The following is a 23,372-nucleotide window of genomic DNA, read 5'->3' on the forward strand; positions in this document are numbered from 1 at the left end:
GCCGTGCCCTGATACAAAGCCCCTGATACTGAGCCTGATATAAGACGCGATGCCAAACACGATCCAGGGCGCACTTCAGCCTCGCCTCCGAGCTGTTTAAGCGTTCGTTCCGCCATCCACTGTGAGATTTGTACCGGTGATGTAAGCTGCGTCCGGGCCGGCTACGAATGCCACCAGCGCCGCTACTTCGTCGACATGACCATAGCGATTCAACGCGGTAGCGGCCAGCTGCGGAGTGGCCCAGTCACCCGATGCAGGATTCAGATCGGTATCGATTGGCCCTGGCTGGACGTTGTTGACCGTGATGCCTCGACTCCCCAGCTCCCGCGCAAGCCCCTGGGTAAACATCTTCACCGCGCCCTTGGTTGCGGCGTACGCCGTAAGCCCCGGCGTCATGATTCGCTCTCCCACGCATGACCCGATCGAGATGATGCGCCCACCATTCGGCATGTGTTTTAGCACAGCCTGCGTCGTTACCATTACGCCACGTACGTTGATATCGATGACGCGGTTGAGCTCGTCCAGCGGCGTGTCTTCGAATGGCTTCGGGATCGCCGTGCCTGCATTATTTACCAGCACATCGATGCGGCCGAACGCCTTCACCGCCTGTTCTACAGCAGCCGTTACCGCTTTCACATCGGCTGCATCCGCCTGCACAGCGACAGCCTTGTGGCCAAGCGCCTCAACAGCCGACACCACGGCTTCGGCCCCTTTTGCATCTTTCGAGTAGGTGATTGCAACGTTGGCGCCTTCCTGAGCCAGCCGTTTGGCGATGGCTGCTCCGATGCCGCGCGAAGCGCCCGTAACGAGCGCAACTTTTCCTTCCAGTGAATGAGACATTCAGCCTTACCTTTCTGTAAATCGATGAGCGATGTATCGCCAGCCCCGGCGGGCGATACATGCCCCCGCGGCGGGAACCGGCCACTCGAACCATAACCGTTTCCCGGCTGCTGGAAAATTGCTTTGTAGGCAGAGAGGTTATGCTTTCTAGGCAGAGGTGAGGCGTGGAACTCAGGCATCTTCGTTACTTTGTGGCGGTGGCCGAGGCGGGAAGTCTCAAATACGCGGCCGAAGAAAAACTTCATACTACGCAGCCCTCTCTCAGCCGCCAGATTCGTGATCTCGAAGCGGAAGTGGGAACGCCGCTGTTGCTGCGCGGCACAAAGGGTGTCGAGTTGACGCCAGCCGGCCGGATCTTTCTGGATCATGCGCGCGTCATGCTCTCGCAGGCTGAGGCTGCGGTGCAGTCGGCCAGGCAGGTCGCTCACCCGGTCAAGCCATCCTTCGCGCTGGGAATCATGATCGGCCACGAGACAACCTGGCTTCCCGAAGCGTTGCGAATTCTCCGCGATGAATTAACCAACCTGCGGGTCGTCATCTCCACCCAGAACTCTCCGCAGCTTGCGGCTGCGCTTTCCGATGGAAGAATCGACGCTGCATTTATGCGCCGCGAAGATGGAAGCACCGATCTCGGTTTCGTGCCTTTGATCGAAGAGTCTTTCGAAGTGTTTCTGCCCCGCGAACACCCTCTCGCCGCGAAAAGATCCATACGCCTGGAGGAGCTTGCGGGTGAGACGTTTCTCAGCATCTCGGGGATGGCGCTCAGTATCTCAGGCAAGCCTCCGGCGCTTCGAAGGGCTATCGATAAATACATGCGCGACCAGGGAGTAGAGATCAGGCCAAGCCATGAGGTGGATAACCTGGGAGCCGTCACCTCGCTTATTGCTTCCACCGGGGGCGTTGCGCTGTTACCGGTCTACGCAAAAACCTTTCTGCCGGAATCCGTGACGACGCGTCCGCTTCATGGACCCGCCCTTAAAATCGATCTCTCCATCGGTTACCGCAAGACAAACAACTCGCCGATTCTCAGGGGATTTCTTGCAGGCGCAAACCAGCTGTGCGTCGCGCAACGTTCTCCGGCAGCGGAGCCGGCTCAGGCTGAAGACCAGTTTCTGTCTGCTTCCATCGCATTTGCGGAGATTCCTACGCCTTCGGAATCATCGCCTCGCGCACGCTCTTCGAATTGAAAGGCTCTCCCGCATGCAGCGTCATCTGCAGACGCTTGCCTCGCCGCACGTTGTAGACGAGCGCCGGGCGGAAGCAGACGATGCAGCGACCGGCTTCACGGCGGGCACTGGGATAAAGGATTCCGTTCGACTGCTTCGCCAGAAGTTCAGCGGCGAGACGTTGTGGAGCGGCGTAGCAGGCAGGTACTGGATCGGGCTCGAGGAAAGACTTCGCTTCTTCCGCGAACCCTTCCTGGGTTAGATCATGTGCGCGCATGGTGAAGTCAGCGAGGTAGTCGTCGAACATGGAGATTTCGTCATCGGGCCAGCTGATCTCTTCCAGATGCCGCAGCTTGTGGAAGGCCACCTCGGCAAGGGATGTATCGCGCTCGAGTCCTGCATACCAGGCTCCGCGCTCTCCGTTATTGAAGCGGCCGCCTTCCGGTGAGGCGTGTGTGAAAGCCGCATTGACGATGTGCGCGTACTCCACTCCGAAGACCAGCTCGTGGACGCCGATGCCGGGCAGCAATCCTTCTTCGCCGAGCAGGCGTTCGTTGGTGGCTCCATCGAGCTGCATCAGCTCTTCGAGCGTGTGCGCTTCGTCGGTCAGGCGCGAGAGCACGGAGACTCCGTCGCTGTACTTCGACGGAATCAGGCGATGCGTGTTGCGCAGGCGAACCTCTGTAATCGGGGGAAACGAGGACATGGCTTCTTTCTTATGGATCTGTATCCAATGCCGAGGCGCTACTGACCGCCCCGGCGCGCATCGAGCAGCTGACGAACGGTGATCATGCCCGGCAGTCCACGCTGCATGATGTATTCGAGCGGCGTCTGTCCGCGGAAGATCGGGTTCGTATTCGGCAGCGTCATCCACGCATCGGCGAGCTTTTTGCTGTAGAGAATGTTCAGCGCCTTGAAGATGCCGAGCAGCAGCGAGATGCGCGTGAGCGTGTCCTGGTCGAGAGCTTTACCGGCGCTTTCTTTCTTCAGCCCGTAATACGAGCCATTCGAGACGCCGCCCAGCAACACGCGGGCATCGGGATCGCGCAGGCTCCACTTCTCGACGATACCGAGAAAGCCTTTGATTGCGGCCGGGCTCAGGCGGCGGCGGGTTTCGGGCTGCGAAAGGTCAGCCGCCTTTTCGGTGGCATAACCGGGGACGTAGTCCGGGGCAAGGACTGCATGAGACGAAGCGGCCATGGATTGTCTCTCCATTTCTGTAGATATATTGCATCATTTTCGATGCGGCCGACAAGACAAACGTCGCGGGGTCATGGTTTTGCTTTTTCTTCGCCCATGCAAAGGATAGCATTTCGCCGCTCATAGTACAGTTTCCATTGGAGATGGAACCCACGAACCCACCACGACCTTATGCAATCCCGGTGCTGATCGGCTTTCTGGCCGTCAGCCTCGGTGTTGGATTTCTCGGCTCGCTGTTCAGCGCCCCGGAGATTTCCGGCTGGTATGCATCGCTGGCCAAGCCGCCGCTCAATCCGCCCAACTGGATCTTCGCGCCCGTATGGACCGCGATCTACATACTGACTGCGGTCGCGACATGGATCGTCTGGAAGACTCGCTTGAGCGACTGCCGCAAGACGGGACTGCGCATCTTCTGGGTGCAGCTTGGGCTCAACCTGCTCTGGAGCTGGACCTTCTTCTCGCGCCATCAGATCTTTACCGCCTTCGTTGACCTGGTCGTGCTCTGGGTTGCGGTCCTGCTTATGGCGCGCAGCTTTCGGAAGATGAGCATTCCGGCAGCCAGCCTGCTTGTGCCTTATCTGCTGTGGGTGGCGTTTGCCGGTTATCTGAACTTCGCCATCTGGCGCATGAACTGACCGGGTGCCGATGCGCAAAATTGCCTTGCTGCTCGTATGTTTTGCAGCGTTCTCCGCACAGGCCAAAGTAAGTCTCGCGCCGGTTCCTGAAGAGGTCCGCAGCACGCGTTTTGATATCCGCATCGACGGCCAGCCCGCACAGGTGACGCACGCAGCAGCCAACTACGACTTCCTCAATTTTGATCTCAAGGGCAAAGCGAAAATCTCGATCACTGCGCCGACAGATGACTACTGGAGCAAGGGCGTCGAGGTGCAGCCGTGGAGGCTCGGCATCCGCCCCTTCGTACAGGGACGAACGATCAGCTTCACGCTCGACCATCCTGTAAAGCTCTCCATTGCGCGGCCCGGCGAACACCTCGCCGGGGCGACCATGCTCTTCCTCTTCGCAAACGCTCTCGAGACAGATGCTCCCGCGCCCAACGATCCACACGTCCGCTACTACGGACCGGGGATACATCGCGAGAGCATCGATGCGAAAGCAGGCGACAACATCTATCTCGCGCCGGGAGCCGTGGTCTTCGGCAGCCTCAACATCTGGCAGGTAGAGAACGTGAAGGTCTGGGGGCGCGGGACTCTTATCTATGAGGGAACCCAGAACCCCAACGATGACGATGGCTGGAAGCAGCTGAAGAACTGGCACTGCATCGGCATGAACGATGCGCATCACGTCTCGATCAGCGGCATCACCTGCGTGGTGCGAACGCGCACCTGGATGATCCAGATGAAGGACTCAGGCCAGGTCACCTTCGACAACGTTAAGGTGATCGGAGGCAGCGACGCCAATGCCAACCAGGACGGCATGGACTGGCTGGGCGGCGGCGATACGGTCGTGCGCGACTGCTTCATCCGCGCCGCCGACGACGTCTTCGCCATGCAGGGCAACTGGGACGGCTATGACCATGCAGCAATGATCGCGCCCGGGCATGATGTATCGAACATCACCGTAGAGAACAGCGTCGTCTCGACCAGTATCTCGAATGTCGTTCGCGCCGCCTGGCCGGAGAAGGTCTTCAACGGCACGAACTTCACCATGCGCGACTCCGATGTAATTCATGGCGGCATCGGTTCATGCGGCATTCCGTTCGCGCTCTTCGAAATGTGGGCAACGAACGGCGCAACCGGCCACTCCAGCGGCTTTCACTTCGACAATATCCGCCTCGAAGACTGGTACTCGCTCGCGCAGATCGAGCAGCCGAATCCTTCGATCGGCGATGTGACCTTCACAAATATCTGGTCGATTGAAAATCCGTCGCTCGTGCCTTCGACACTTCTGGGCGATATCGACGGCGTACGCATGGATCACGTCCGCATCGCCGACCGCATTGTCACAAACAATGCAGAGCTTCCGATCACGGCGATAGGCGGAGCTAAAGACCCTGTCTATACGCCCGGCCCGGTTCACGCGGCTTTCAGCTACACGCGCGGCGCAATCCGGCCAAAAGATCGCGTGGCCTTCGACGCATCGGCATCCGGCCCGCACATCCGCCGCTACCAATGGTCTTTCGGAGACGGCACCACCGATACCGGGCGCAAGGTGCATCACGAATTCGTGGACAACTCGGGCACGCTCTGGGATCACACCGGGCGCTACCGGGTCATCCTCACCGTGACTGACGACGCGGGACACACCGACTCCATCTATCAGCCGGTCGCAGTGAGTGATGTTGTGCGCAGCGCGAATCTCGATGCCGGGCGACAGGCTGGCCTGAAGTATCGCTACTTCGAAACCGCCGCACTCAACGATCTGAAGATGGCCACGCCGAAATCCGAAGGTATCGTGCCCACCTTCGAAACCACAGTCCGCAAGCGGGACGACAACTACGGCATGGTCTTTACCGGCTTCCTCGATGTGCCTGCCGATGGCGGATACACCTTCACCATGCTCGCCCGAGACGGCGCACGGCTGGAGATCGACTCCACGATCGTCGCCGAAAACCCAGCCCCTTTCGCGCAGGTCTGCGGATCGGCCGGCAACGCCGTGCAAACCGCCGGAGGCAGCATCAGCCTGCGCGCCGGGCGGCACCCTCTGCGCGTCTCGATGACCCACACCTCCGGACCCCACGACTTCCGCGTGCTCTGGCAGGGCCCGGGCGTGCCGTTGGCGACGCTTCCGCCTGAATCGCTCACACACTGATCGCATCCAACCGGGTATGCGAGTCATCACCCTTGAAGAGCACATGACCATCCCGGAGATCGTGAAGGCGACCTCTCATATCGGAGCAGGCAGCAGCGACTACATGCGCGCGATCCAGGAAAAGCTGATCGACGTGGATCAGGCCCGCATCGCCGACATGGACGCCAACGGCATCGATCTCCAGGTGCTCTCGCAGGTGTCCACCGGTCTCGATCTGATCGATCCGGCAGAAGCCACAGCGCTGGCTCGCGCCACCAACGACCGCATGGCGCAGGCCATCGCCGACCGCCCAACGCGCTTTGCAGGCTTCGCAGCATTGAACACCACCGAGCCCGAAAAAGCAGCGCGAGAGCTTGAGCGCGCCATGGCGATCAAAGGCTTCGTGGGCACGATGCTCCATGGAACATCGAATGGCCTGTTTCTCGACGACCCGCGCTTTTCCCCGATCTTCGAAGCAGCGCAGGCGCTCGACGCGCCGATCTATCTGCATCCCGCGCCGCCGCCCGAGACGGTACAGAAGGCCTACTACAGCGGACTGGGCGATCCAACGGATTACATGCTGGCAACCGCAGGCTGGGGATGGCACGTTGAGACAGGCATGCACGCGCTGCGGCTGATCGTGAGCGGACTCTTCGACCGCTTCCCGCGCCTGAAGATCATCATCGGACACATGGGCGAGAACCTGCCTTTTTCCATCGTTCGCGCCAGCACCGTGCTTTCCCGCGGAGCGAAGAACCTGAAGCGCCCGGTGAAGGAGTACTTCGACGAGCATTTCTGGATCACGACCAGCGGCTACTTCTCGAATCCCCCGCTGAAATGCGCCCTCGAGGTCTGCGGCGCCGAACGCATCCTGTTCTCGGTGGATTACCCGTTCGGTTCGAACCGCGCAGGCCGGGAGTTCCTCGATTCCATGCCGGTGAGTGATACCGATAGAGCGAAGATCGCCGGGCTGAATGCAGCAAAGCTCCTGAAGCTGTAACGCCCACATACTTTGTCATCCCGAACGCAGTGAGGGACCTGCTCTGGCGACCCTAGCTGCGCCCGAGCCTGCTTATTCACCACAGAGGACACAGAGAACACGGAGGGTTCATGCAACCGGCTAGCTCATCGACTGCCGGGATGCTTCTGTGGTCTTTGTGTCCTCTGTGGTGAAATCTCTTTGAAATTTCGGCGAACCGTGCCGATTCGGGCAAAAAGCAGGTCCCTCACTGCGTTCGGGATGACAAATTGAGGAGCGCAGAGTAGCGGCGGCGTCATCGTGCCGAAATCCGTACAATAGAACGTACTGTGACACTGGACTTTTTAGGCAATCTGACGCGCACCCACACCTGTGGCGAGTTGCGAGCGAGCGACGCGGGCAAATCCGTCGTTCTTCTTGGCTGGGTCAACCGGCGCCGCGATCACGGCAACCTGATCTTCCTCGACCTGCGCGACCGCTACGGCATCTCGCAGGTGGTGCTCGACAAGGACCTCGGCACCGAGGCCCATGGCAAGGCCGAACAGGCTCGTTCCGAGTACGTCGTCGCCGCCATCGGCAAGGTTCGCCTGCGCGATGCCAACGTGATCAATCCCAAGATGGATACCGGCGAGATCGAAGTCGTAGCCGACCAGCTTCTGCTGCTGAACGACGCGAAGCTCGCGCCGTTTTCGCCCGCCGAAGAGGCCATCGCCAACGAAGAAGTCCGCCTCAAGTACCGCTATATCGACCTGCGCCGCCCGGAGATGCAGCACAACCTCCACGTGCGCCACAAGGTCGCGATGGCCGTACGCCAGTATCTTTCCAGCCAGGGCTTCTACGAGATCGAGACGCCGTTCATGACGCGCTCGACTCCTGAAGGCGCGCGCGATTACCTGGTGCCCAGCCGCGTGCATCCGGGTGAGTTCTACGCGCTGCCGCAGTCGCCGCAGCTCTTCAAGCAGATCCTCATGATCTCCGGCATGGACCGCTACTTCCAGATCGCCCGCTGCTTCCGCGACGAAGACCTGCGCGCCGACCGCCAGCCCGAGTTCACGCAGATCGATCTCGAAATGACCTTCCCGCAGCAGGAGACGGTCTTTCGCGTGGTCGAAGGCTTCCTCTCGGAAGCGTTCAAGGCCGTGGGTATCCACCTGCCGACGCCCTTCCCGCAGATCACCTACGACGAGGCGATGCGCAACTACGGCATCGACAAGCCCGATCTTCGCCTGCCTGGACTGGTAGACCTGAAGCCTGCCTTCACCGCCGAAAACCTGGCCGCGCTCCAGATCGATGCGAACCTGCCCGTCATCGGCCTGCGCATTCCCAGGGTCGGCGAGCTCTCGCGCAAGGATCGCGACGACAACAAGCCGCTCTTCGATCAGCGCAAGGGCGCGAAGTACATCGACGACCTCAAGCGTCTCGAAAAGGGATTCCCCGAAGCCGCCGCCAAGGTGCGCGAGCTTGCGGGTGGAGAAGCCGACGACCTCATCATCATCGTTGCCGGAGATGCCGCCGCGCACATCCGCGCCTCTGACACCAAGAGCGAAGGCCGCCTGAGCGAGCGAGAGATCGCCATCTACTCGGCCGCCGGAAACTTCCGCGTCGAGCTGGCGAAGAAGTACGCCGACCGCCACGGAGCCTTCGCCGTAACCGACAACGTCGTCGCCTCGGAAGAGCGCAACACCGGCCTGGCAGACGGATCTGTCGCGTTCCGCCCCATCTGGGTCACCGACTTCCCCATGTTCGAGTACGACGAGGAGACGCACAAGTGGATGCCGTCGCACCATCCCTTCACCTCGCCGCATGAGGAGGACATGGACCGCCTCGTCTCCGACCCGGCCTCTGTGCGCGCCCGCTACTACGACATCGCGATGAATGGCCTCGAGCTCGGCTCGGGCTCGATCCGTATCCACCAGCAGCAGGTGCAGGCAGAGATCTTCCGGGCTCTAGGCATGAGCGACGAAGAGGCCAAGTCGCGCTTCGGCTTCTTCCTCGACGCGCTGCAGTACGGAACGCCTCCCCACGGAGGCATAGCCCTCGGCCTGGACCGCATCGTAATGATCCTCGCCGGAGCCTCCAGCCTGAGAGAAGTAATCGCCTTCCCCAAGACCGCCAAGGCCATCGACCTGATGGTCGATGCACCAACGCCGGTCAGCGATATGCAGCTTAGGGAGCTGCATATCAAGCCTACGAAGCAGTAGCGGTTTTACTGCTGCAAGCGAAAGGGGATGGCTCGATGAGCCATCCCTCTTTGCTTGCTATAAAATGCATTCCAGTCGCAATTACCCCGATAGACCAACAATGTTTCACGGAGCGTCTTTGAGTCTTCACGTAAATTACGAGATTCGCTGGAAAAACTACCGTGCCTTTGAAGATACGGATTGGATTGCCCTAAAGCCTCTCACTATATTTATCGGCCCCAATAACGCGGGTAAAAGCAGCATTGTTAGCCCTCTCTTATTGATGGGGCAGACCATGGCCTCGCGAGAAGCGGTAGCTCCTTTGGTAACCAGAGGTCCAGTCATCGATCTCGGCCTGTACAAGGATATTGTACATAAGGGTGACACCACAAAAGATATGTTCCTCGGGTTCCGCTTCCACCTGCATAAGCCTACACCCAAGAAACTTGGCAAACTCGGAACCTATCCTCCCGGCTCAATCGAAGTAACGCTGTCTTCAGATCAAGAGTCGAAAGATCCATATCTCCGTCGGTTTGAACTCAAAGACATTCATGATCGTTCCATGTTCTCTCAAAGCATTAACAAAGAAGGAAACTATGACTTATCGAGTGACTGGATCAACTTACGCAACGGGTGGGAGCGCGGTGCCATTGAAAAAAATAAGCCCATAAACTTCCTCTTTTCACCTGCCGGTGCATTGCGTGGCTACCAAACAGAAGACGGTAGCGAGAAAGCAAAAGAGGTTAAATTTTCTAAACCTTTCTCTATGTACCTGATCGCATTGGGGCACATGTTCGACGAGATTCGAGACGTTTTTAGGGATCTGGCGTACATCGGACCATTGAGGGATCGCCCTCGTAGATATTACGAGATATCTAACGATATGCCAGATTCAGTCGGTTCTCATGGCGAGCATATGGCAAGCCTTTTACATAGAAGAATGCCCCTGATCCGGACTAAGTTGAATGACTGGGTACGGCGATTTGAATTTGGGCGAGAGCTTAAGCTTAAAAAGCTGTCCGACGACCAATTATTTTCACTCTTTTTTACAGAATCAGTAGGATATCGCGAAACAAACATCACGGATTCAGGCTTTGGCGCGTCGCAAGTTTTACCGCTGATAGTGCAGGCTCTTACTGCTCCCACGTCAAGTATCACTATTGCCGAACAGCCGGAAATCCATTTGAACCCTCGCTTGCAATATGCGCTGGCAGATTTATTTGTCGATATGGCAACCAACGACCGGCGAGTAATTGTGGAGACTCATAGTGACCACTTGCTACTAAGACTTCGACGTCTCATTGCGCAGGGACGGATCGACCCTGCACAGGTCGCCCTATATTTTGTAGAGAAAAAGGATGGAATATCTTCGATACGAGATATTCCACTGCAAGCAGATGGAGGAATAGAGCAGGCAGCATGGCCAAACGGTTTTTTTGAGGATGGACTTCGAGAATCTCTGGCGCTTGCTAACGCGCAGTCGGAACGGATGAAGAAACGGAGCAGAAAGCCCGCAGGAGAGGTTAATGCTCGTTGACTTGGTGATTGATACTAATATTTTCCTGCATGCTCAGAATAAACAAGAGAAGCGTCAAAAAAGCTGTGAAGCATTGGTCGCTTTATTCAAAGATTCAAGTTGCAAAATTTGTGTTGATGAAGGCTTTGATCTGGACGAGTCTAGAAATCGAAGCATCATCGGGCAGGAATATACAAAACATCTACGCATCGGATCATTGGGTTATGCTCTAGTCGAATATCTTGCACGCTCCGGAAGGATTTCATTTGTTTCCACGAGAGTTTCTGTACAAGTGAGCCGACACATCCGTCAGGTTACCAAAGGACCAGATAGAACGTACGTTAGAGTTGCACACAACTCCAACGAGAAGACCCTCGCATCTCACGACTTTACCGACATTTCTTCGGCCATACGCCAAAGGTTAAGAGATGCAATAGATGTTAGCGTTCTTGACTCATCTGAAATCATTGAGCTCCTCAAAAAAGCTTAAAACAACCTAATGCTGGAATCCCTATTTCTTCAAGATGGGGATTCTTTTCCAATTCATTTAAGACTGAAAGCATGCGCCACCACATTTCTTCGAAAACACCGAAGATCTTATACCAATAGCGAGGTCCGGCTTTCGCTGGCCCTCGCTATTGGTTAGAAGCTCCCATTTAGAAGAACAGGAGGGTGGCTTCTTTGCTCTCTGCGCTCGTTACGCGGCGTTGATCTGGTGCCTGCAGAATAGGGGCATGGTTGACCGTCGCCGCTTTCTTATTCGTTCCCTTGCTCTTACTTCTACTGCTCTTCCCGGCGCTGCGTTTGCCAGGGTGTTGCTTCTTCCAGTGGATCGGATAGGCAGCTTGTTGCCGAGATGCAGCAGAAGCTGGCGCACGAGCTGGACGATCCCGCTGCTGCGGTTGCGATCTCTCCGGAGATTCTCGATGTCTGTTTTGAGTGGACGCCGCCCATGCGTCCGGCGGCGGAGTTGCGCGCTGTGGTTGCCTACAGCTTCGGCAACCGTCTGGCGGCGGATGGCAAGTCTCAGCCTGCTCCCGGTCCGGTGAACGAGGCGTTGGCTGATGCAGTTGTCCGCGTGCGTGCCCTGCTGCCGGCTGGATCGCGGGTCTATGCGCAGTGGGAGATTGCGCATGTTCTCACCAGTAAGCATGGCATCAAGGACGTGGTGAGTATCGAACCGGTGGTCGCTGCCGATGGCTCCGTCACCTACCTGAGCACGGATGGCGTTGCCGAGGATGTGGTGAAGAAAGCTGGCGGAGCAGCAGCGCTGGGTCCGGTTGCGGTTGTCGGTCATCGCGATCATGCGAAGCGCTGCGTGCTGACTTCGCGGGCGCGTGGGATGGACGCCTGGGTGGCACGCGAAGTTCCTTTGCCTGTCGTCTACGATGCCGAATCCGGACAGCCGTGGACGCGCCGCCGCGATCTCTACCTGCTACACGACATGGCTGCGCAGATGATGATGATGCGCGCCCGGCGCATCGCCGAAGCTTATCCGCAGGGGTAGCTGAGGCCTACGATCCCGGCCCCACTCAAGCCCAGATGCGGGCTTGAATGGGCCACCCTGCATTCATATCGGACCCGCTCAGTTCTCCTGAAAGAGCTTGACCACTGCCGTCATCTGCTCGCCGCCGAAGCCCTCTTCGATCGCCTCGTGGAAGACGCTGCGGCTGGCCTCGATGGTGGGCGCGTGTCCGGCACCTCCGGCGGTCTTAAGGGTATAGCGGAAGTCCTTCTCGATGAGCTCGACCGGAAACTGCGGCGCGAAGTTTTCGCTGAGCATCGATCCTGTTGCGCGCGTCGCGATGGTGCTCCATGCAGGAGTGGCGGCGACGGCATCGAGCACCTTCTTCGGATCGGCGCCCTGGCGCTTGAGCATGCCGATGAGCTCTGCGAGTGTGGTCACCTGCACGCCCATCAGTGTGTTGGTGGCGAGTTTTGCGAGCGCTCCCGCACCGAGTTCACCGACGTGCTGGATGCTCGAGCCGAGAACCTTGAGCAGCGGTTCGACGCGAGCGAGGACTTCGGCGTCGCCTCCGACAAGATAGACAAGCTGCGCTGCTTCGGCCTGCGGGCGGCTGCCGGAGACGGGCGCTTCGAGCAACGCAACCTTCTTCGCAGCAAAGACTTTGCCCAGCTCGCGCACCCATTCGGGTGTGAGCGTCGAACTCTCGATGGCGATGGCACTCGGCTCGATGCCGGCGAGCGCTCCGTTGATGGGGTCGAGCCAGACTTCGCGCGAGGCTTCGTCGTCGCGCACCATGGAGAAGACGAACTCGACGTCGGTTGCAGCCTCTTTCGGCGTTCCGGCCAGTTTTGCTCCGGCGGCAACCACCGGCTCGGCGGTAGCGGCGGTGCGGTTCCAGACTGTGACCTCGTGGCCTGCCCTCAGCAGGTTCGCCACCATGCGCGAGCCCATCGCGCCCAGACCGAGAAATGCTACTTTGCTCATCGTTGCCCCCTCCAGGATCCTTTTATCAATCTTAAAGGGGGCACGAGTCAGCTGCCTTCGCCCGCTAGTTCCGCGGATAAAGACAATGCTCGAGGCTGGCTTCGATATTCTCGATCAGCCTGCGCATTTCGACGAGACGCTCGTCCATGGCATGGATGAATGGAGTCATCTGGTCATCGACGATCTGCTCGGTCTGCCATGCGCGCTGTACAACGGTGTTCATGGTGGAGCTGAGCGCCGAGGAGTAGCCCTCGAGCGCATACTGGAGGCCGCAGACGAATCCAGCGGTTTCCGCATCCGGAGAAAAATCCGGCCGCGAGATCACGGTAGAGAGAAAAGACTCGACCCGTGCCACCGGCGTGATGTCGACAACCACGCTGCCCCAGCCGGCGATCTTTCGATATCCCGGCCGGGCAAGAGGAAGCTGCCAGGTCATCCACTCGGATCGCTTTGCTGCGTTTGGCAGGTTGCCGCGAACGCGTGCGAGGATAGGGTTTCCGGTCATCGCAGCCTTATGCAGCGAGGGCTCGAGCGCGATGGCCACCTCTCCGAGAACATCGTAGATGGTGTTTTCGAGGTGATCCTCGAGCGAGGCACAGTTGTTCCGGGCGAGTGCGGTGTTCAGGCAGCGATAGCGGTTTTGGGCGTCACGGATCCCGACGCCGATAGCGCTGGCATGTGAAAAGTGAGTCAGCCATTGTCTGGCGTTCATCAGGGCTGAAAGATCAAGGCTAGGAAAACGATAAGGTCTGCAATTACGGTTCACGCTTGCTCCGCTTAATAGAAATCAGGTCTCACCGGTGCATAGTGCGAACATTGAATGTATGACAAGAAGCAGCCTCTCGCAACCACCCCGGTCAAGTTAAAACTGTAAGAGCAGGCTTATTGAAAGGAAATTCATGATTCTCAAAGATGACCTCGTGCAGGATGTTCCTACGGCCAACGGCCCGATGCGCACTTACTTCTTTCATCCGGCGGTGGAGGACGCGCAGTTCCCCGGCATCATTCTTTATTCCGAGATCTTCCAGATGACCGGCCCTATTCGCCGCTTCGCGACCTTCCTCGCCGGGCATGGCTACCTGGTGGCGGTGCCCGAGGTCTATCACGAGCTGGAGCCTGCGGGCACGGTGCTCGCTTACGACCAGGCCGGTTCGGACAAGGGCAATTACGACAAGTATGCGAAGGAGCTCTCAGCCTATGATGACGACGCTCGTTCGCTGCTGCGCCACATGGCCGCGATGCCGCAGTGTAATGGGCGGCTGGGCGTAGTAGGCATCTGCCTCGGCGGACACATCGCCTTCCGCGCCGCGATGAATCCCGAGGTGCGCGCGGCGGTCTGCTTCTATGCGACGGACATTCACTGCGGCACGCTCGGCGCCGGTAAGAAAGACGACTCGTTGGCGCGCGCTGGAGAGATCAAGGGTGAGCTGCTGCATATCTGGGGGCGGCAGGACCCGCACGTTCCTCTCGAAGGCCGCCGCAAGCTGCTGGCGCGCCTCGACGAGGTGCAGGCCAACTACCAGTGGATCGAAGTGAACGGAGCGCATGCCTTTATGCGAGACGAAGGCTATCGCTACGACCCTGAGCTTGAGTACCAGCTCAAGGGCATGATGCTTTCGGTCTTTCACCGCAAGCTGGCTCTCGGCTTCTAGGGCTTTGTTTGTGCGAGGACCTGCGCAAATGCGGGCGTGGGTTTCTCGTCGAATGCGGCCAGGCACATGCGCGCCTGGAACCATATGTAGGCGCGCGTGGGGCCGAGCTTCTCGTAGTTGTCGTTGAAGTACGCCTCGACCTCCTGTCCTTGAGGAACGGGATTGGGCCAACGCTCGAGAATGCTTGCAAAGACGGCCCTCTGACGAGCGATGACGGACGGGTCATGCTCCTGCCACCATGCCGCGGCTATACGATCGGCCCCGTATTCGACGCCGTAATGGTCTTTGCTCTCCGTCACACCACGGCAGGCCTGCCACCAGTGTCCCAGCTCATGCACCACAACCCAGTGGTGAACGCCCATTTCGAAGTCCGCGCGCGCCTGGTCTTCTGTGGCGGATGGGCCAGCGCCTCTCAGGAAGAGGTTTCTTTCCTCGTCCTTCAGCAGTGTCCAAGCCGAGACGGTGAGCGTGTTGGTGTCGGGATCGTAGCTGCCGAAGGAAGGCACGTCGGCGACGGCCAGTTTGGGGGCGGCGATGCGGCATGGTGCTCCGGCACGCGATGCGGCCTGCGTGAACTGGTCACGCAAGGCAGTCATCTTCGTAGTTGTATAAGCAACATCGTCGGCTCCTGGCGTAGCCTGCGAAAAGCCGCTTGTTGCACAACCGCACCAGATTGCGATTTCTGCCAATATGCGAAATCTCTGCAGCTTCATGTGCCTCCCCGGATCGCAGCTAGTTCAGAGAAGGCACACATGCCCTAAAGCTGCCTTCGACGGATGCAATCAGCTTTCTCATTTCAATAACGCGATCGTCCATCGACTGTATCGCCGGCGCGAGTTGAGCGGTATCGGCCTGGTCTGCCTGCCATGCTTTACGCACGACCGACGTCATGGTGCTGGTCAGCGCGGCCGAGTAGTCGTCGAGGCAGTGCTGGAGGGATTGCACGAATCTCACAGCGTCAGGATCCAGTCGTCTATCCTGGCGAGCCATGACGCCAGCCAATGTTGACTCCATCCTGGCAAGAGGCGTCACGTTCACAACCGCGCTGCCACACCCGAGAATCTTTCTATGTCCTGGCCTGACGAGCGGGACGTGACAGGTTATCCATTCCGCAGGCTCAGTGGCATTCGGCAGCTGGCCGGCAATGCGCACGCACACGGGACTTCCGGTGTCCTTGACCTTCAACAACAAGGGTTCGACCGCGAGCGCGACCTCACCGATGATGTCGTGGATCGTGTTGTTCAGATGATCTTCGATAGCTGCGCCGTTGATCGTGGCAAGCGCAGGATTGAGACATTGATAGCGGTTCCTGACATCGCAGACACCCAGCCCTATAGCTTTCGCATGCAGGAAGCGATGGAGTGATTGCCGGGCAATTACGAGAGACGATAAATCAAAAGCAGGAAGATGAATGGGTCGGCAGGAAGAAGACATAATCGCTCCAATAAGGAGAGGATGAGTGATGACAAGGTGCAGCGCGAAATACGAATGTAAGACAAGTTAATAAGTCTGACAAACATTCTGTTTTGTCGCTTAACCGACTTAGATAAGCTAACCGGTGGATAACGAAGCCGCATCGACAACGGGATCCGTTTCCGCCATACTGCCGTTGAAGCAAATCGAAGAATGGGAGTGTGCAACGTAATGTGCGATGACTTCATACACCAGGGACTTACGCATGATCCGGCCGTGTCGCGACGTACGTTTATGGCTGCATCGGTTGCAACGGCTGTGTTGCATTCCGCGTCGCTGACGGCACAGTCCAGGGTCGTCGAAAAGGATGTAAATGTGCCGATGGCCTCGGGCGTCTCAGACTCGGCGCTCTTCTATCCCGAAGGCAAAGGCCCATGGCCCGCGGTGCTGGTGTGGACCGACATTCTCGGACTGCGGCCAGTCTTTCGCGAGATGGGGCGCAGGCTGGCTGCCGAGGGTTATGTCGTGCTGGTGCCCAACCCTTTTTATCGAAACGCAAAAGCTCCGGTAGTGGATGGCTCTTTCGACTTTTCGAAGCCCGAAGACCGCGCCAAGGTAATGCCGCTCGCCGCGGCGCTGACTGCCGATGCCGGCTTCAGCGATGCGAAAGCCTACACGGCATTCCTCGATCAGCAGCCGCAGACCGACAAGACGAAGAAGATGGCCGTGCAGGGCTATTGCATGGGCGGTCCGTTGACTTTCCGGACGGCGGCATCGCGCGCAGATCGCATCGGCGCGGCAGCCACCTTTCACGGCGGTGGCCTGGTAACCGACAAGCCCGATAGCCCGCACCTGCTCATCCCGCAGATGAAAGCCGAAGTACTCTGCTGCGTAGCTGCCAACGATGACGAACGCGACCCGACCGCAAAGGACAAGTTGAAGGAAGCCTTCGCCACAGCGCATCTGAAGGCAACCGTGGAAGTCTACGCGGGTTGCAACCACGGGTGGACAGTCCGCGGAAGCCAGGTCTACAACGAGGCCGGTGCGGAGCGAGCCTGGTCAGAATTGACGGCACTCTACAAACGCAACCTCAGCTAGCGACCTTCCGCAGAAAGCGGCATCAACCGACCGTGAGCAGCTCTTCAAAGAATCCTCCGATCTGCTGCTCCCGGTCGATGAAGTGGATCTCGAGAATCCAGTGGCGCTGCTGGCCTTTTTCGTCTGTAGAGCGCAGCTTGAGGTTGCTCCTGGGATGGATGTAGAGCGAGACCTTGTCGTCTGCGATGCGTTCGTGGGGAAACTGTCCAATCAGGTGGCCCGCGATGGGCCCGCCCCATTCCCACCCATACCTTCCGGCCAGTGAAGCAGCGTAGGCAAAGAACTCGCTGGAAGTAAGCTCGGGATGCTCCTTGAAGTAGCGCTTTCCATCTTCGAAGGCCTTCGCAACATCGTCACGCATCTTCAAGCGAGCGGGATCCGATCCGGTAACGAAGGTGCGGCCAAAATCGGCCTCGTACGCTTCGAAGACAGGACCGAGATCGAGAAAGAGGATGTCTTCCGCACCGATGGTGCGGTCCGGTGGATTTTCCGCATACGGCAGAAGCGTGTTGCTCCCGGCACGCACGATGCGTTTGTGCCAATACGTCGAGATGCCGAAGAGTTCTTTTGCCAGGTCATAAATCTCCTGGTTGAGCCGGCTCTCCGTAATGCCTGGACGAATCAGCCCGCGCGCTTCCACCTCGCGAAAGAGCCGTTCTGCCTTGGCCTGTGCCTGCAGAAGTTCATCGACGCGTTCTGCTTCCTGTGTCGTCATCTTGATTCCCTGCCTCCTGCGAGCTATCAGCGTAGCGGCTGATGAAGATCGCCGTCCACCCGCGATGCGCTTCTCTGGCGCAGAATAGAGATATGTCTGACAAGCCTTTCACGCAGATCCTCTCGGAAGTGAGCCGGTTTGCGGCCACGACAACCGACTTTGCAAGCCTGCAGGAGTTCATCGTGAGGATCATTCCCGAGCACCTGCCTTACTGCAACTGGACCGGCTTCTACATGCTCGATCCTCACGATCCGGAGATGCTGGTTCTGGGGCCGTTTCAAGGAGCGCCCACAGAGCACGTGAGAATTCCCATAAGCCAGGGCATCTGTGGAGCGGCCGTCGCGCAGAACGAGACGGTGATAGTCGATGACGTGCATTCCGATCCGCGTTACCTGGCCTGCTCGATCGAAACAAAGTCGGAGATCGTTGTGCCCATCCGTGCACGCGGAGAAGTGATCGGAGAGATCGATATCGACAGCCACCAACCTGCTGCTTTTACGAAGGAAGATCGTGAGTTCCTGGAAAAATGCGCCGCGATCGTGGGCGCGTTTGCCGAACGCGAATAAGCTCCTGCGTCAGTCCCACCGTACGTTGATGGAGCGTTTGAGTTCGGGCAGCGGTAACGATACGGCTTCCTTCTCAATCGCTTCTCGCTCGGCCCTTGCAAGTCTTCGCCACGGCTCGATCGATATCTCGGACGCTGCACGTCGCCACACACCTGCGATCTCGCCCTGCAACAGCAGAGCGCCTGGCCACACTCTGCTCGTCCATAGCGCGGCACGCTGCTTTGCGTTGCTAATCAGCAATTCGCGATCGCGTCCCCAGAGCAGGTAGTAAGCATCGCCGCTGGGCAACAGACGCGCCGGCGCATCCGGACCGGGCTTCGCGAGATAGGCTGCCTCATCCCTGGCAAGAATCCATGCTTCTCCAATGGGAGTCGTGACGGAAATCAACTCTGGCAGGATTGTGTCGAACGCATTTTTCGCCTCCGCAGGTCGAATGCCCGCCCATCGTGCGAATGCGGTGTGCGTTGCGGGTCCGAGGATATGCAGATAACGCCGCGCCAGCTCGAGCCGCGCATGTTGCGCTTCAATTTCCGGCTTGCTCGCACTCCAGATGACCGGCTGCCTCGCACCGTCCCATCGGAGCAGCACCGTGCCCGTCGGCGCTGCATAACGAAGGCTGTTGTGATGTACACCCATTGCGCGGCCGGCGTGACCGAAAGGCATTCGCTCCCCGTTCAGGACTACGTGCAGTCTTTCGGCAGTAGTGATCGCACGCTGAAGCTGAGCCCTGCCCCCGGGCAAGCGGCCGAGCGTGGAGACAGCGAGATCGTTCGCCGCAACAACGTAGACATTAAAGCGTGGTCCCCATGTCTGTACGAGAGATGCGTGCTCCCAGTCTGTCTGCTTCACGCCTTCGACGCGAGCATGCAGCGATAGCAGCGCGGCGCGCGGAACGGAGTCCTGCAGTCCAGCCCACGCAGCCCGCTGCAGGGACTGCGCGCCGGAGGGAAGACGGTGCTCCAGCGAACCGGCTTTGCGCCGAAACCGAAGAATCTGTGAACGTGAAAGCTCAAGCCGGGAGTTCATCGCGCAGCCCTTTCGCGTTCACAGTTTATTCGAGCCGCAACCGGTTGCCTGCGACAGACTTTTGCGACCATCTCCAGACGAGGCAATCAAAAAGAGTATGGCAACGAAGAACACTGCACTCATCGTCGGCGTCTCCGGTATTGTGGGACGAAACCTCGCCGACCTGCTCATCTCAGAGAATGGCTGGACGGTCTACGGAATGGCACGTCGCCCGGGCGATCGCGAAGGCATCATTCCTATTGCTGTCGATCTGCAGGATGCCGCTGCCGTGGCGGCCGCGCTTGGGGATTTGAAACCGACGCACGTCTTTCTCTCCACCTGGCTCCGTCAATCCACGGAGGCGGAGAACATCCGCGTAAACGCAGGCATGGTGAAGAATGTGCTGGACGCGCTCTCGGCTGCAGGATCGGTGCAGCACGTGGCACTCGTGACCGGGCTCAAGCATTACCTCGGTCCCTTCGAGGCCTACGGCAAAGGAGCATTGCCGGCGACTCCTTTTCGCGAGACTCAGGCACGGCTCGACATCGAAAATTTCTACTACGCCCAGGAAGACGAAGTCTTCACCGCCGCGGCACGCGATGGATACAGCTGGAGCGTGCACCGGCCGCACACCATCATCGGCTATGCCATCGGCAATGCAATGAACATGGGCACCACGCTCGCCGTGTACGCCTGTATCTGCAAGGAGCAGGGCAGGCCGATGCACTTCCCCGGCTCCGCTGTGCAGTGGACGAGCCTGACCGACATGACCGATGCGCGCCTGCTCGCAAAGCACCTGCTCTGGGCGGCTACAACACCTGCGGCACGCAACGAGGCCTTCAACGTGGTGAACGGCGACGTCTTCCGCTGGAGCTGGATGTGGAAGCAGATCGCGGGATGGTTCGGCGTGGAGGCGGCGGAGCTTCAGGGCGAAGGCACTCCGCTCGAGACGCAGCTTGCTGAAGCCGCGCCGGTCTGGAAGCAGATTGCGGAGAAATACCGCCTGGCCGAGGCCGACGTGAACAAGCTGATCTCGCCCTGGCACACGGACGCCGATCTTGGCCGCCCGATCGAAGTAGTGACCGATATGTCGAAGAGCCGCAGGCTCGGGTTCACGGACTTTCAGGCCACCGATGAGAGCTTCTTCGACCTCTTCGAGAAATTACGCGCTGCCCGCCTGATTCCGTGAACTAATTCCGCCGCCTCTTCGTATCCAGCTTCACCTCGCGTCGCAGGATCCCGGCAGAAGCCGCGATCCTGCGCTTCTGTGTGAAATCGGAATGTTGGACGGTGACCTGTGCGGACACTCCTTCAGGATTTGCGCTATGCCCTGCGCCAGCTGCTCAAGGCGCCCGGATTCACTCTCACGGCCGTTGCCACCCTGGCTCTCGGCATCGGAGCGACCACGGCCATCTTCACGCTGGTCTACGATGTTCTGCTGCGGCCGTTGCCCTACGCGCAGGCAGATCGGCTGGTTGTGATGGAAGAGCAGGTCGCCGAGTTTCGCGACATGTATCCGAAGCTGCCAATGAATGCGAACCACTTCATGACCTGGCAGCGCGAGAGCCGCACTATCGAATCGATGGCTCTCATGCAGGAGGACTCGATGCCGATGGGCATCGGCACGCATCCGCAACAGGTCGATGTGATGATGGCGACCAGCGGCATTTTTCCGGTGCTGCGCGTCACCCCGAAGCTGGGTCGCGCCTTCACAACACAGGAATCCGAATCGGGCCACCAGTTTGTCGCGATCCTGATGGATAGCCTCTGGCGGCAGCAGTTCAGAGCCGATCCCAAAGTCGTAGGCAGAAAAGTCACACTCAACGGATATCCCTACACCATCATCGGCGTGATGCCGTCATCCTTCCATCTGCCGGCAGCGCAGACGATCGCTGGCGCGGACATGCATCGTGCCGGTCCCGTCGAAGCGCTGGTGCCTCTGGCCCTCTCCGAGGACAGGCTCAGCGAAGTGAATGGAGACTTCGATTACTTCGGACTGGCAAGGCTGAAAGCAGGTGTTTCCGGTTCCGAAACAAGCGCGGAGATCAATGCGTTGCAACAGCGCATCGCAGACAATCTCCCGGCAGACGCGAAGAGCCATCTCGCGGCCGTCATCACGCCCTTCCAGGCTGTGCTCGTTGGCAACAACCGCACTCCGCTGCTGATTCTTCTGTACGCGGTCGCGGGCCTGCTCCTGGTGGGCTGCGCTAATATCGCCAACCTGCTACTTTCACGCGCAGTGGGCCGCAGGCAGCAGGTGGCCATTGCCGCTGCGCTGGGCGCAAGCAGGCTTGAAATGCTGCGCATGTCCCTGCGCGAAACAGCCGTACTGGCCGCGGCGGGCGGAGCACTCGGCATCCTGCTGGCCTCTGCGCTGGTGCCCGTTATGCAGCAATTTCTGCCTGCGGAGCTGAACTTTCGCGGATCGCTGCATCTTGACCTTGCAGGCGCAGGCTGTGCGCTGATGCTCTCTGTTGCAGCAACACTGGTAGCAGGCGCTGCCCCGGCGTGGTTCGCTTCGCGCACTGCCCCACAGGAGGTGTTGCACAGCGAGTCGCGACTGGCGAGCGAATCGCGAAGCAGCAAGCGCCTGCGCCGCGCGCTGGTTGCAATTGAAGTTGCAGTGAGCGTCGCGCTGGTGTTGATGACCGGGTTGCTGACCACCAGCCTGACGCGCATGATGAAGACCAACCGGGGCTTCGATGCCGAACGCACGCTGGCCGTCGAGCTCGATCTGCCTCAGAATCAGTACGAGTACCAGAAGTCGCGCATCCCTTTTTACACGCAGATGCTTGAGCGGTTACAAGCTCTGCCGGGCGTGGACCACGCGGCCATCGTCAGCCAGATTCCGCTGGCGGGAGACCAGTGGATCGACGGAGCGCGCATCGACGGTGACGCACGGCCGGCGATGCAGGTGCCAATGGAACATTTCCGCTGGATCAGTCCGGATTATTTTCGCGCCATCCATCTGCCGCTGGTACGCGGCCGCTTCCTGACGGCGAGCGACCAGGGCAAAAACTACGCCCTGGTTTCCGATCTCACCGCGAAAGCGTTGTGGCCAGGCAAGGATGCCATCGGGAAGCAGTTTCATCGCGCGGGCATGAGCGAAGGACCACCGTTTACCGTCATCGGCGTCGTCGGCGATGCACGCACCATCTCGCTGGCAAAGCCGGACCCGATGATGGTCTACATGCCGTACTGGTATCGCAGTGACGCTTCGGCAGGGCTGATTGTGAACACGCGGCAGGATCCGGCACAGATGGCCGATGCCATTCGCAAGGCCATCTGGAGCCTCAATCCCGAGGTTTCGATTCCCAACGTGCGCTCGTTAGGCGGCATTGTCGAGGACTCCATCGCCAACCGCCGCTTCGAGATGAACCTGCTGTTACTTTTCGCGGTGAGCGCGCTGCTGCTGGCCAGCCTCGGCGTATACGGCGTGGCGACATACTCTGTTGTGCAGCGGCAGAAGGAGATCGGCCTGCGGCTGGCGCTGGGCGCGCAAAAAGGAAATATATATCGCTTGGTCCTGCGTGATGGATTAATGCCTGTGGTCGCAGGCGTCATCGCCGGGGCGGCAATCGCGATGGGCGGCGCCCACCTGCTGCGCAGCATGTTGTACGAGGTCAGCCCATACAATCCTGTGCTTGCAGGGTCAGCAATCGGAGTGCTTGTCGGTGCGGGCGTCGCGGCCTGCCTGCTGCCCGCAAAGAGAGCGGCGGAAGTCGATCCCATGCAGGCTCTTAAAGCCGAGTAAGCCACTGATCTGCCGCCGGTTCCGAAATGCGCCTCGGTGTCCCTTTCTGGACCAGCGAGGCGCATTTCACGAGCTTTCTTCTTGATTC

The 23,372-nt window shown here is 59.1% G+C and carries 22 protein-coding genes; 13 read left to right on the forward strand and 9 right to left on the reverse strand.

The window, feature by feature from the left end; translation table 11 throughout:
- Nucleotides 1-96: 96 nt before the first annotated feature.
- Nucleotides 97-840, reverse strand: a complete 744-nt coding sequence (locus LJD29_RS07750; RefSeq protein ID WP_446745180.1) for an SDR family NAD(P)-dependent oxidoreductase — start codon at nt 838-840, stop codon at nt 97-99.
- A 164-nt stretch (nt 841-1,004) separates the two neighbouring features.
- Between LJD29_RS07750 and LJD29_RS07755 the strand changes: the two genes are divergently transcribed.
- Nucleotides 1,005-2,027, forward strand: coding sequence for a LysR substrate-binding domain-containing protein (locus LJD29_RS07755; protein ID WP_446745181.1), 1,023 nt, complete (start codon nt 1,005-1,007; stop codon nt 2,025-2,027).
- Here LJD29_RS07755 and LJD29_RS07760 read toward each other — a convergent pair.
- Together LJD29_RS07760 and LJD29_RS07765 are read right to left on the reverse strand one after the other, a co-directional pair.
- Complete coding sequence (locus LJD29_RS07760; protein WP_446745182.1) at nt 1,984-2,712, reverse strand: RES family NAD+ phosphorylase; 729 nt, start codon at nt 2,710-2,712, stop codon at nt 1,984-1,986. The two genes, LJD29_RS07755 and LJD29_RS07760, sit on opposite strands and share 44 nt — an antisense overlap.
- A 38-nt stretch (nt 2,713-2,750) precedes the next feature.
- Nucleotides 2,751-3,206, reverse strand: a complete 456-nt coding sequence (locus tag LJD29_RS07765) for an MbcA/ParS/Xre antitoxin family protein (protein WP_446745183.1) — start codon at nt 3,204-3,206, stop codon at nt 2,751-2,753.
- A 143-nt stretch (nt 3,207-3,349) separates the two neighbouring features.
- Between LJD29_RS07765 and LJD29_RS07770 the strand changes: the two genes are divergently transcribed.
- From LJD29_RS07770 to LJD29_RS07800, 7 genes are all read left to right on the forward strand, one after another.
- Nucleotides 3,350-3,841 (forward strand): TspO/MBR family protein, encoded by a 492-nt coding sequence (locus LJD29_RS07770; RefSeq protein ID WP_446745184.1) that lies wholly within the window; start codon nt 3,350-3,352, stop codon nt 3,839-3,841.
- Nucleotides 3,842-3,851: 10 nt separating this feature from the next.
- Nucleotides 3,852-5,975, forward strand: a complete 2,124-nt coding sequence (locus LJD29_RS07775; RefSeq protein ID WP_446745185.1) for a PKD domain-containing protein — start codon at nt 3,852-3,854, stop codon at nt 5,973-5,975.
- Between the two features lie 16 nt (nt 5,976-5,991).
- Complete coding sequence (locus LJD29_RS07780) at nt 5,992-6,954, forward strand: amidohydrolase family protein (protein ID WP_446745186.1); 963 nt, start codon at nt 5,992-5,994, stop codon at nt 6,952-6,954.
- 308 nt (nt 6,955-7,262) lie between these two features.
- Complete coding sequence (gene aspS / locus LJD29_RS07785; RefSeq protein WP_446745187.1) at nt 7,263-9,134, forward strand: aspartate--tRNA ligase; 1,872 nt, start codon at nt 7,263-7,265, stop codon at nt 9,132-9,134.
- Nucleotides 9,135-9,252: 118 nt separating this feature from the next.
- Nucleotides 9,253-10,650 carry an AAA family ATPase gene (locus LJD29_RS07790; protein WP_446745188.1) on the forward strand — a complete coding sequence of 466 codons (1,398 nt, stop codon included), beginning with the start codon at nt 9,253-9,255 and terminating at the stop codon, nt 10,648-10,650.
- Nucleotides 10,640-11,119, forward strand: coding sequence for a hypothetical protein (locus LJD29_RS07795; protein WP_446745189.1), 480 nt, complete (start codon nt 10,640-10,642; stop codon nt 11,117-11,119). The genes LJD29_RS07790 and LJD29_RS07795 overlap by 11 nt, the downstream gene beginning before the upstream one ends.
- Before the next feature lie 366 nt (nt 11,120-11,485).
- The gene (locus tag LJD29_RS07800) at nt 11,486-12,136 is read left to right on the forward strand and encodes a hypothetical protein (protein WP_446745190.1); all 651 of its coding nucleotides are present in this window, start codon (nt 11,486-11,488) and stop codon (nt 12,134-12,136) included.
- A gap of 78 nt (nt 12,137-12,214) precedes the next feature.
- Here the strand turns inward: LJD29_RS07800 and LJD29_RS07805 are convergent, their stop codons facing one another.
- A complete protein-coding gene (locus LJD29_RS07805; protein WP_446745191.1) occupies nt 12,215-13,081 on the reverse strand; it encodes an NAD(P)-dependent oxidoreductase in 867 nt (288 codons plus the stop codon).
- A gap of 64 nt (nt 13,082-13,145) precedes the next feature.
- Complete coding sequence (locus LJD29_RS07810; protein WP_446745192.1) at nt 13,146-13,793, reverse strand: hypothetical protein; 648 nt, start codon at nt 13,791-13,793, stop codon at nt 13,146-13,148.
- 187 nt (nt 13,794-13,980) lie between these two features.
- Here LJD29_RS07810 and LJD29_RS07815 point away from each other — a divergent pair, with 187 nt between their 5' ends.
- Complete coding sequence (locus tag LJD29_RS07815) at nt 13,981-14,733, forward strand: dienelactone hydrolase family protein (RefSeq protein WP_446745193.1); 753 nt, start codon at nt 13,981-13,983, stop codon at nt 14,731-14,733.
- Here LJD29_RS07815 and LJD29_RS07820 read toward each other — a convergent pair.
- Together LJD29_RS07820 and LJD29_RS07825 are read right to left on the reverse strand one after the other, a co-directional pair.
- Nucleotides 14,730-15,446, reverse strand: a complete 717-nt coding sequence (locus LJD29_RS07820) for a hypothetical protein (RefSeq protein WP_446745194.1) — start codon at nt 15,444-15,446, stop codon at nt 14,730-14,732. The two genes, LJD29_RS07815 and LJD29_RS07820, sit on opposite strands and share 4 nt — an antisense overlap.
- A gap of 19 nt (nt 15,447-15,465) precedes the next feature.
- Nucleotides 15,466-16,167 carry a hypothetical protein gene (locus LJD29_RS07825; protein WP_446745195.1) on the reverse strand — a complete coding sequence of 234 codons (702 nt, stop codon included), beginning with the start codon at nt 16,165-16,167 and terminating at the stop codon, nt 15,466-15,468.
- Between the two features lie 255 nt (nt 16,168-16,422).
- Here LJD29_RS07825 and LJD29_RS07830 point away from each other — a divergent pair, with 255 nt between their 5' ends.
- Nucleotides 16,423-17,244: a dienelactone hydrolase family protein gene (locus LJD29_RS07830; protein WP_446745196.1), complete on the forward strand. Its 822-nt coding sequence runs from the start codon at nt 16,423-16,425 to the stop codon at nt 17,242-17,244.
- A 22-nt stretch (nt 17,245-17,266) separates the two neighbouring features.
- On the opposite strand, the gene LJD29_RS07835 is transcribed toward LJD29_RS07830, so the two are convergent.
- Complete coding sequence (locus LJD29_RS07835; RefSeq protein WP_446745197.1) at nt 17,267-17,959, reverse strand: M24 family metallopeptidase; 693 nt, start codon at nt 17,957-17,959, stop codon at nt 17,267-17,269.
- A gap of 92 nt (nt 17,960-18,051) precedes the next feature.
- Between LJD29_RS07835 and LJD29_RS07840 the strand changes: the two genes are divergently transcribed.
- Nucleotides 18,052-18,525, forward strand: a complete 474-nt coding sequence (locus LJD29_RS07840; RefSeq protein WP_446745198.1) for a GAF domain-containing protein — start codon at nt 18,052-18,054, stop codon at nt 18,523-18,525.
- 9 nt (nt 18,526-18,534) lie between these two features.
- On the opposite strand, the gene LJD29_RS07845 is transcribed toward LJD29_RS07840, so the two are convergent.
- The gene (locus tag LJD29_RS07845; RefSeq protein ID WP_446745199.1) at nt 18,535-19,551 is read right to left on the reverse strand and encodes a DNA glycosylase AlkZ-like family protein; all 1,017 of its coding nucleotides are present in this window, start codon (nt 19,549-19,551) and stop codon (nt 18,535-18,537) included.
- Nucleotides 19,552-19,648: 97 nt separating this feature from the next.
- Between LJD29_RS07845 and LJD29_RS07850 the strand changes: the two genes are divergently transcribed.
- Nucleotides 19,649-20,719, forward strand: coding sequence for an SDR family oxidoreductase (locus LJD29_RS07850; protein WP_446745200.1), 1,071 nt, complete (start codon nt 19,649-19,651; stop codon nt 20,717-20,719).
- Between the two features lie 108 nt (nt 20,720-20,827).
- Nucleotides 20,828-23,284: an ABC transporter permease gene (locus LJD29_RS07855; protein WP_446745201.1), complete on the forward strand. Its 2,457-nt coding sequence runs from the start codon at nt 20,828-20,830 to the stop codon at nt 23,282-23,284.
- The last annotated feature ends 88 nt before the right edge of the window (nt 23,285-23,372 follow it).

Source organism: Silvibacterium acidisoli (assembly GCA_022870745.1).
GTDB lineage: Bacteria > Acidobacteriota > Terriglobia > Terriglobales > Acidobacteriaceae > Silvibacterium.

Bases quoted from the DNA above. Each gene is read 5' to 3' on its own strand.
- LJD29_RS07835 (WP_446745197.1), bottom strand. From the start codon at position 17,959: ATGACGACACAGGAAGCAGAACGCGTCGATGAACTTCTGCAGGCACAG.
- LJD29_RS07795 (WP_446745189.1), top strand. From the start codon at position 10,640: ATGCTCGTTGACTTGGTGATTGATACTAATATTTTCCTGCATGCTCAG.
- LJD29_RS07800 (WP_446745190.1), top strand. From the start codon at position 11,486: ATGCAGCAGAAGCTGGCGCACGAGCTGGACGATCCCGCTGCTGCGGTT.
- LJD29_RS07805 (WP_446745191.1), bottom strand. From the start codon at position 13,081: ATGAGCAAAGTAGCATTTCTCGGTCTGGGCGCGATGGGCTCGCGCATG.
- LJD29_RS07765 (WP_446745183.1), bottom strand. From the start codon at position 3,206: ATGGCCGCTTCGTCTCATGCAGTCCTTGCCCCGGACTACGTCCCCGGT.
- LJD29_RS07770 (WP_446745184.1), top strand. From the start codon at position 3,350: ATGGAACCCACGAACCCACCACGACCTTATGCAATCCCGGTGCTGATC.
- LJD29_RS07820 (WP_446745194.1), bottom strand. From the start codon at position 15,446: ATGAAGCTGCAGAGATTTCGCATATTGGCAGAAATCGCAATCTGGTGC.
- LJD29_RS07845 (WP_446745199.1), bottom strand. From the start codon at position 19,551: ATGAACTCCCGGCTTGAGCTTTCACGTTCACAGATTCTTCGGTTTCGG.
- LJD29_RS07840 (WP_446745198.1), top strand. From the start codon at position 18,052: ATGTCTGACAAGCCTTTCACGCAGATCCTCTCGGAAGTGAGCCGGTTT.
- LJD29_RS07850 (WP_446745200.1), top strand. From the start codon at position 19,649: ATGGCAACGAAGAACACTGCACTCATCGTCGGCGTCTCCGGTATTGTG.
- LJD29_RS07780 (WP_446745186.1), top strand. From the start codon at position 5,992: ATGCGAGTCATCACCCTTGAAGAGCACATGACCATCCCGGAGATCGTG.
- LJD29_RS07760 (WP_446745182.1), bottom strand. From the start codon at position 2,712: ATGTCCTCGTTTCCCCCGATTACAGAGGTTCGCCTGCGCAACACGCAT.
- LJD29_RS07810 (WP_446745192.1), bottom strand. From the start codon at position 13,793: ATGAACGCCAGACAATGGCTGACTCACTTTTCACATGCCAGCGCTATC.
- LJD29_RS07750 (WP_446745180.1), bottom strand. From the start codon at position 840: ATGTCTCATTCACTGGAAGGAAAAGTTGCGCTCGTTACGGGCGCTTCG.
- LJD29_RS07775 (WP_446745185.1), top strand. From the start codon at position 3,852: ATGCGCAAAATTGCCTTGCTGCTCGTATGTTTTGCAGCGTTCTCCGCA.
- LJD29_RS07815 (WP_446745193.1), top strand. From the start codon at position 13,981: ATGATTCTCAAAGATGACCTCGTGCAGGATGTTCCTACGGCCAACGGC.
- LJD29_RS07825 (WP_446745195.1), bottom strand. From the start codon at position 16,167: ATGTCTTCTTCCTGCCGACCCATTCATCTTCCTGCTTTTGATTTATCG.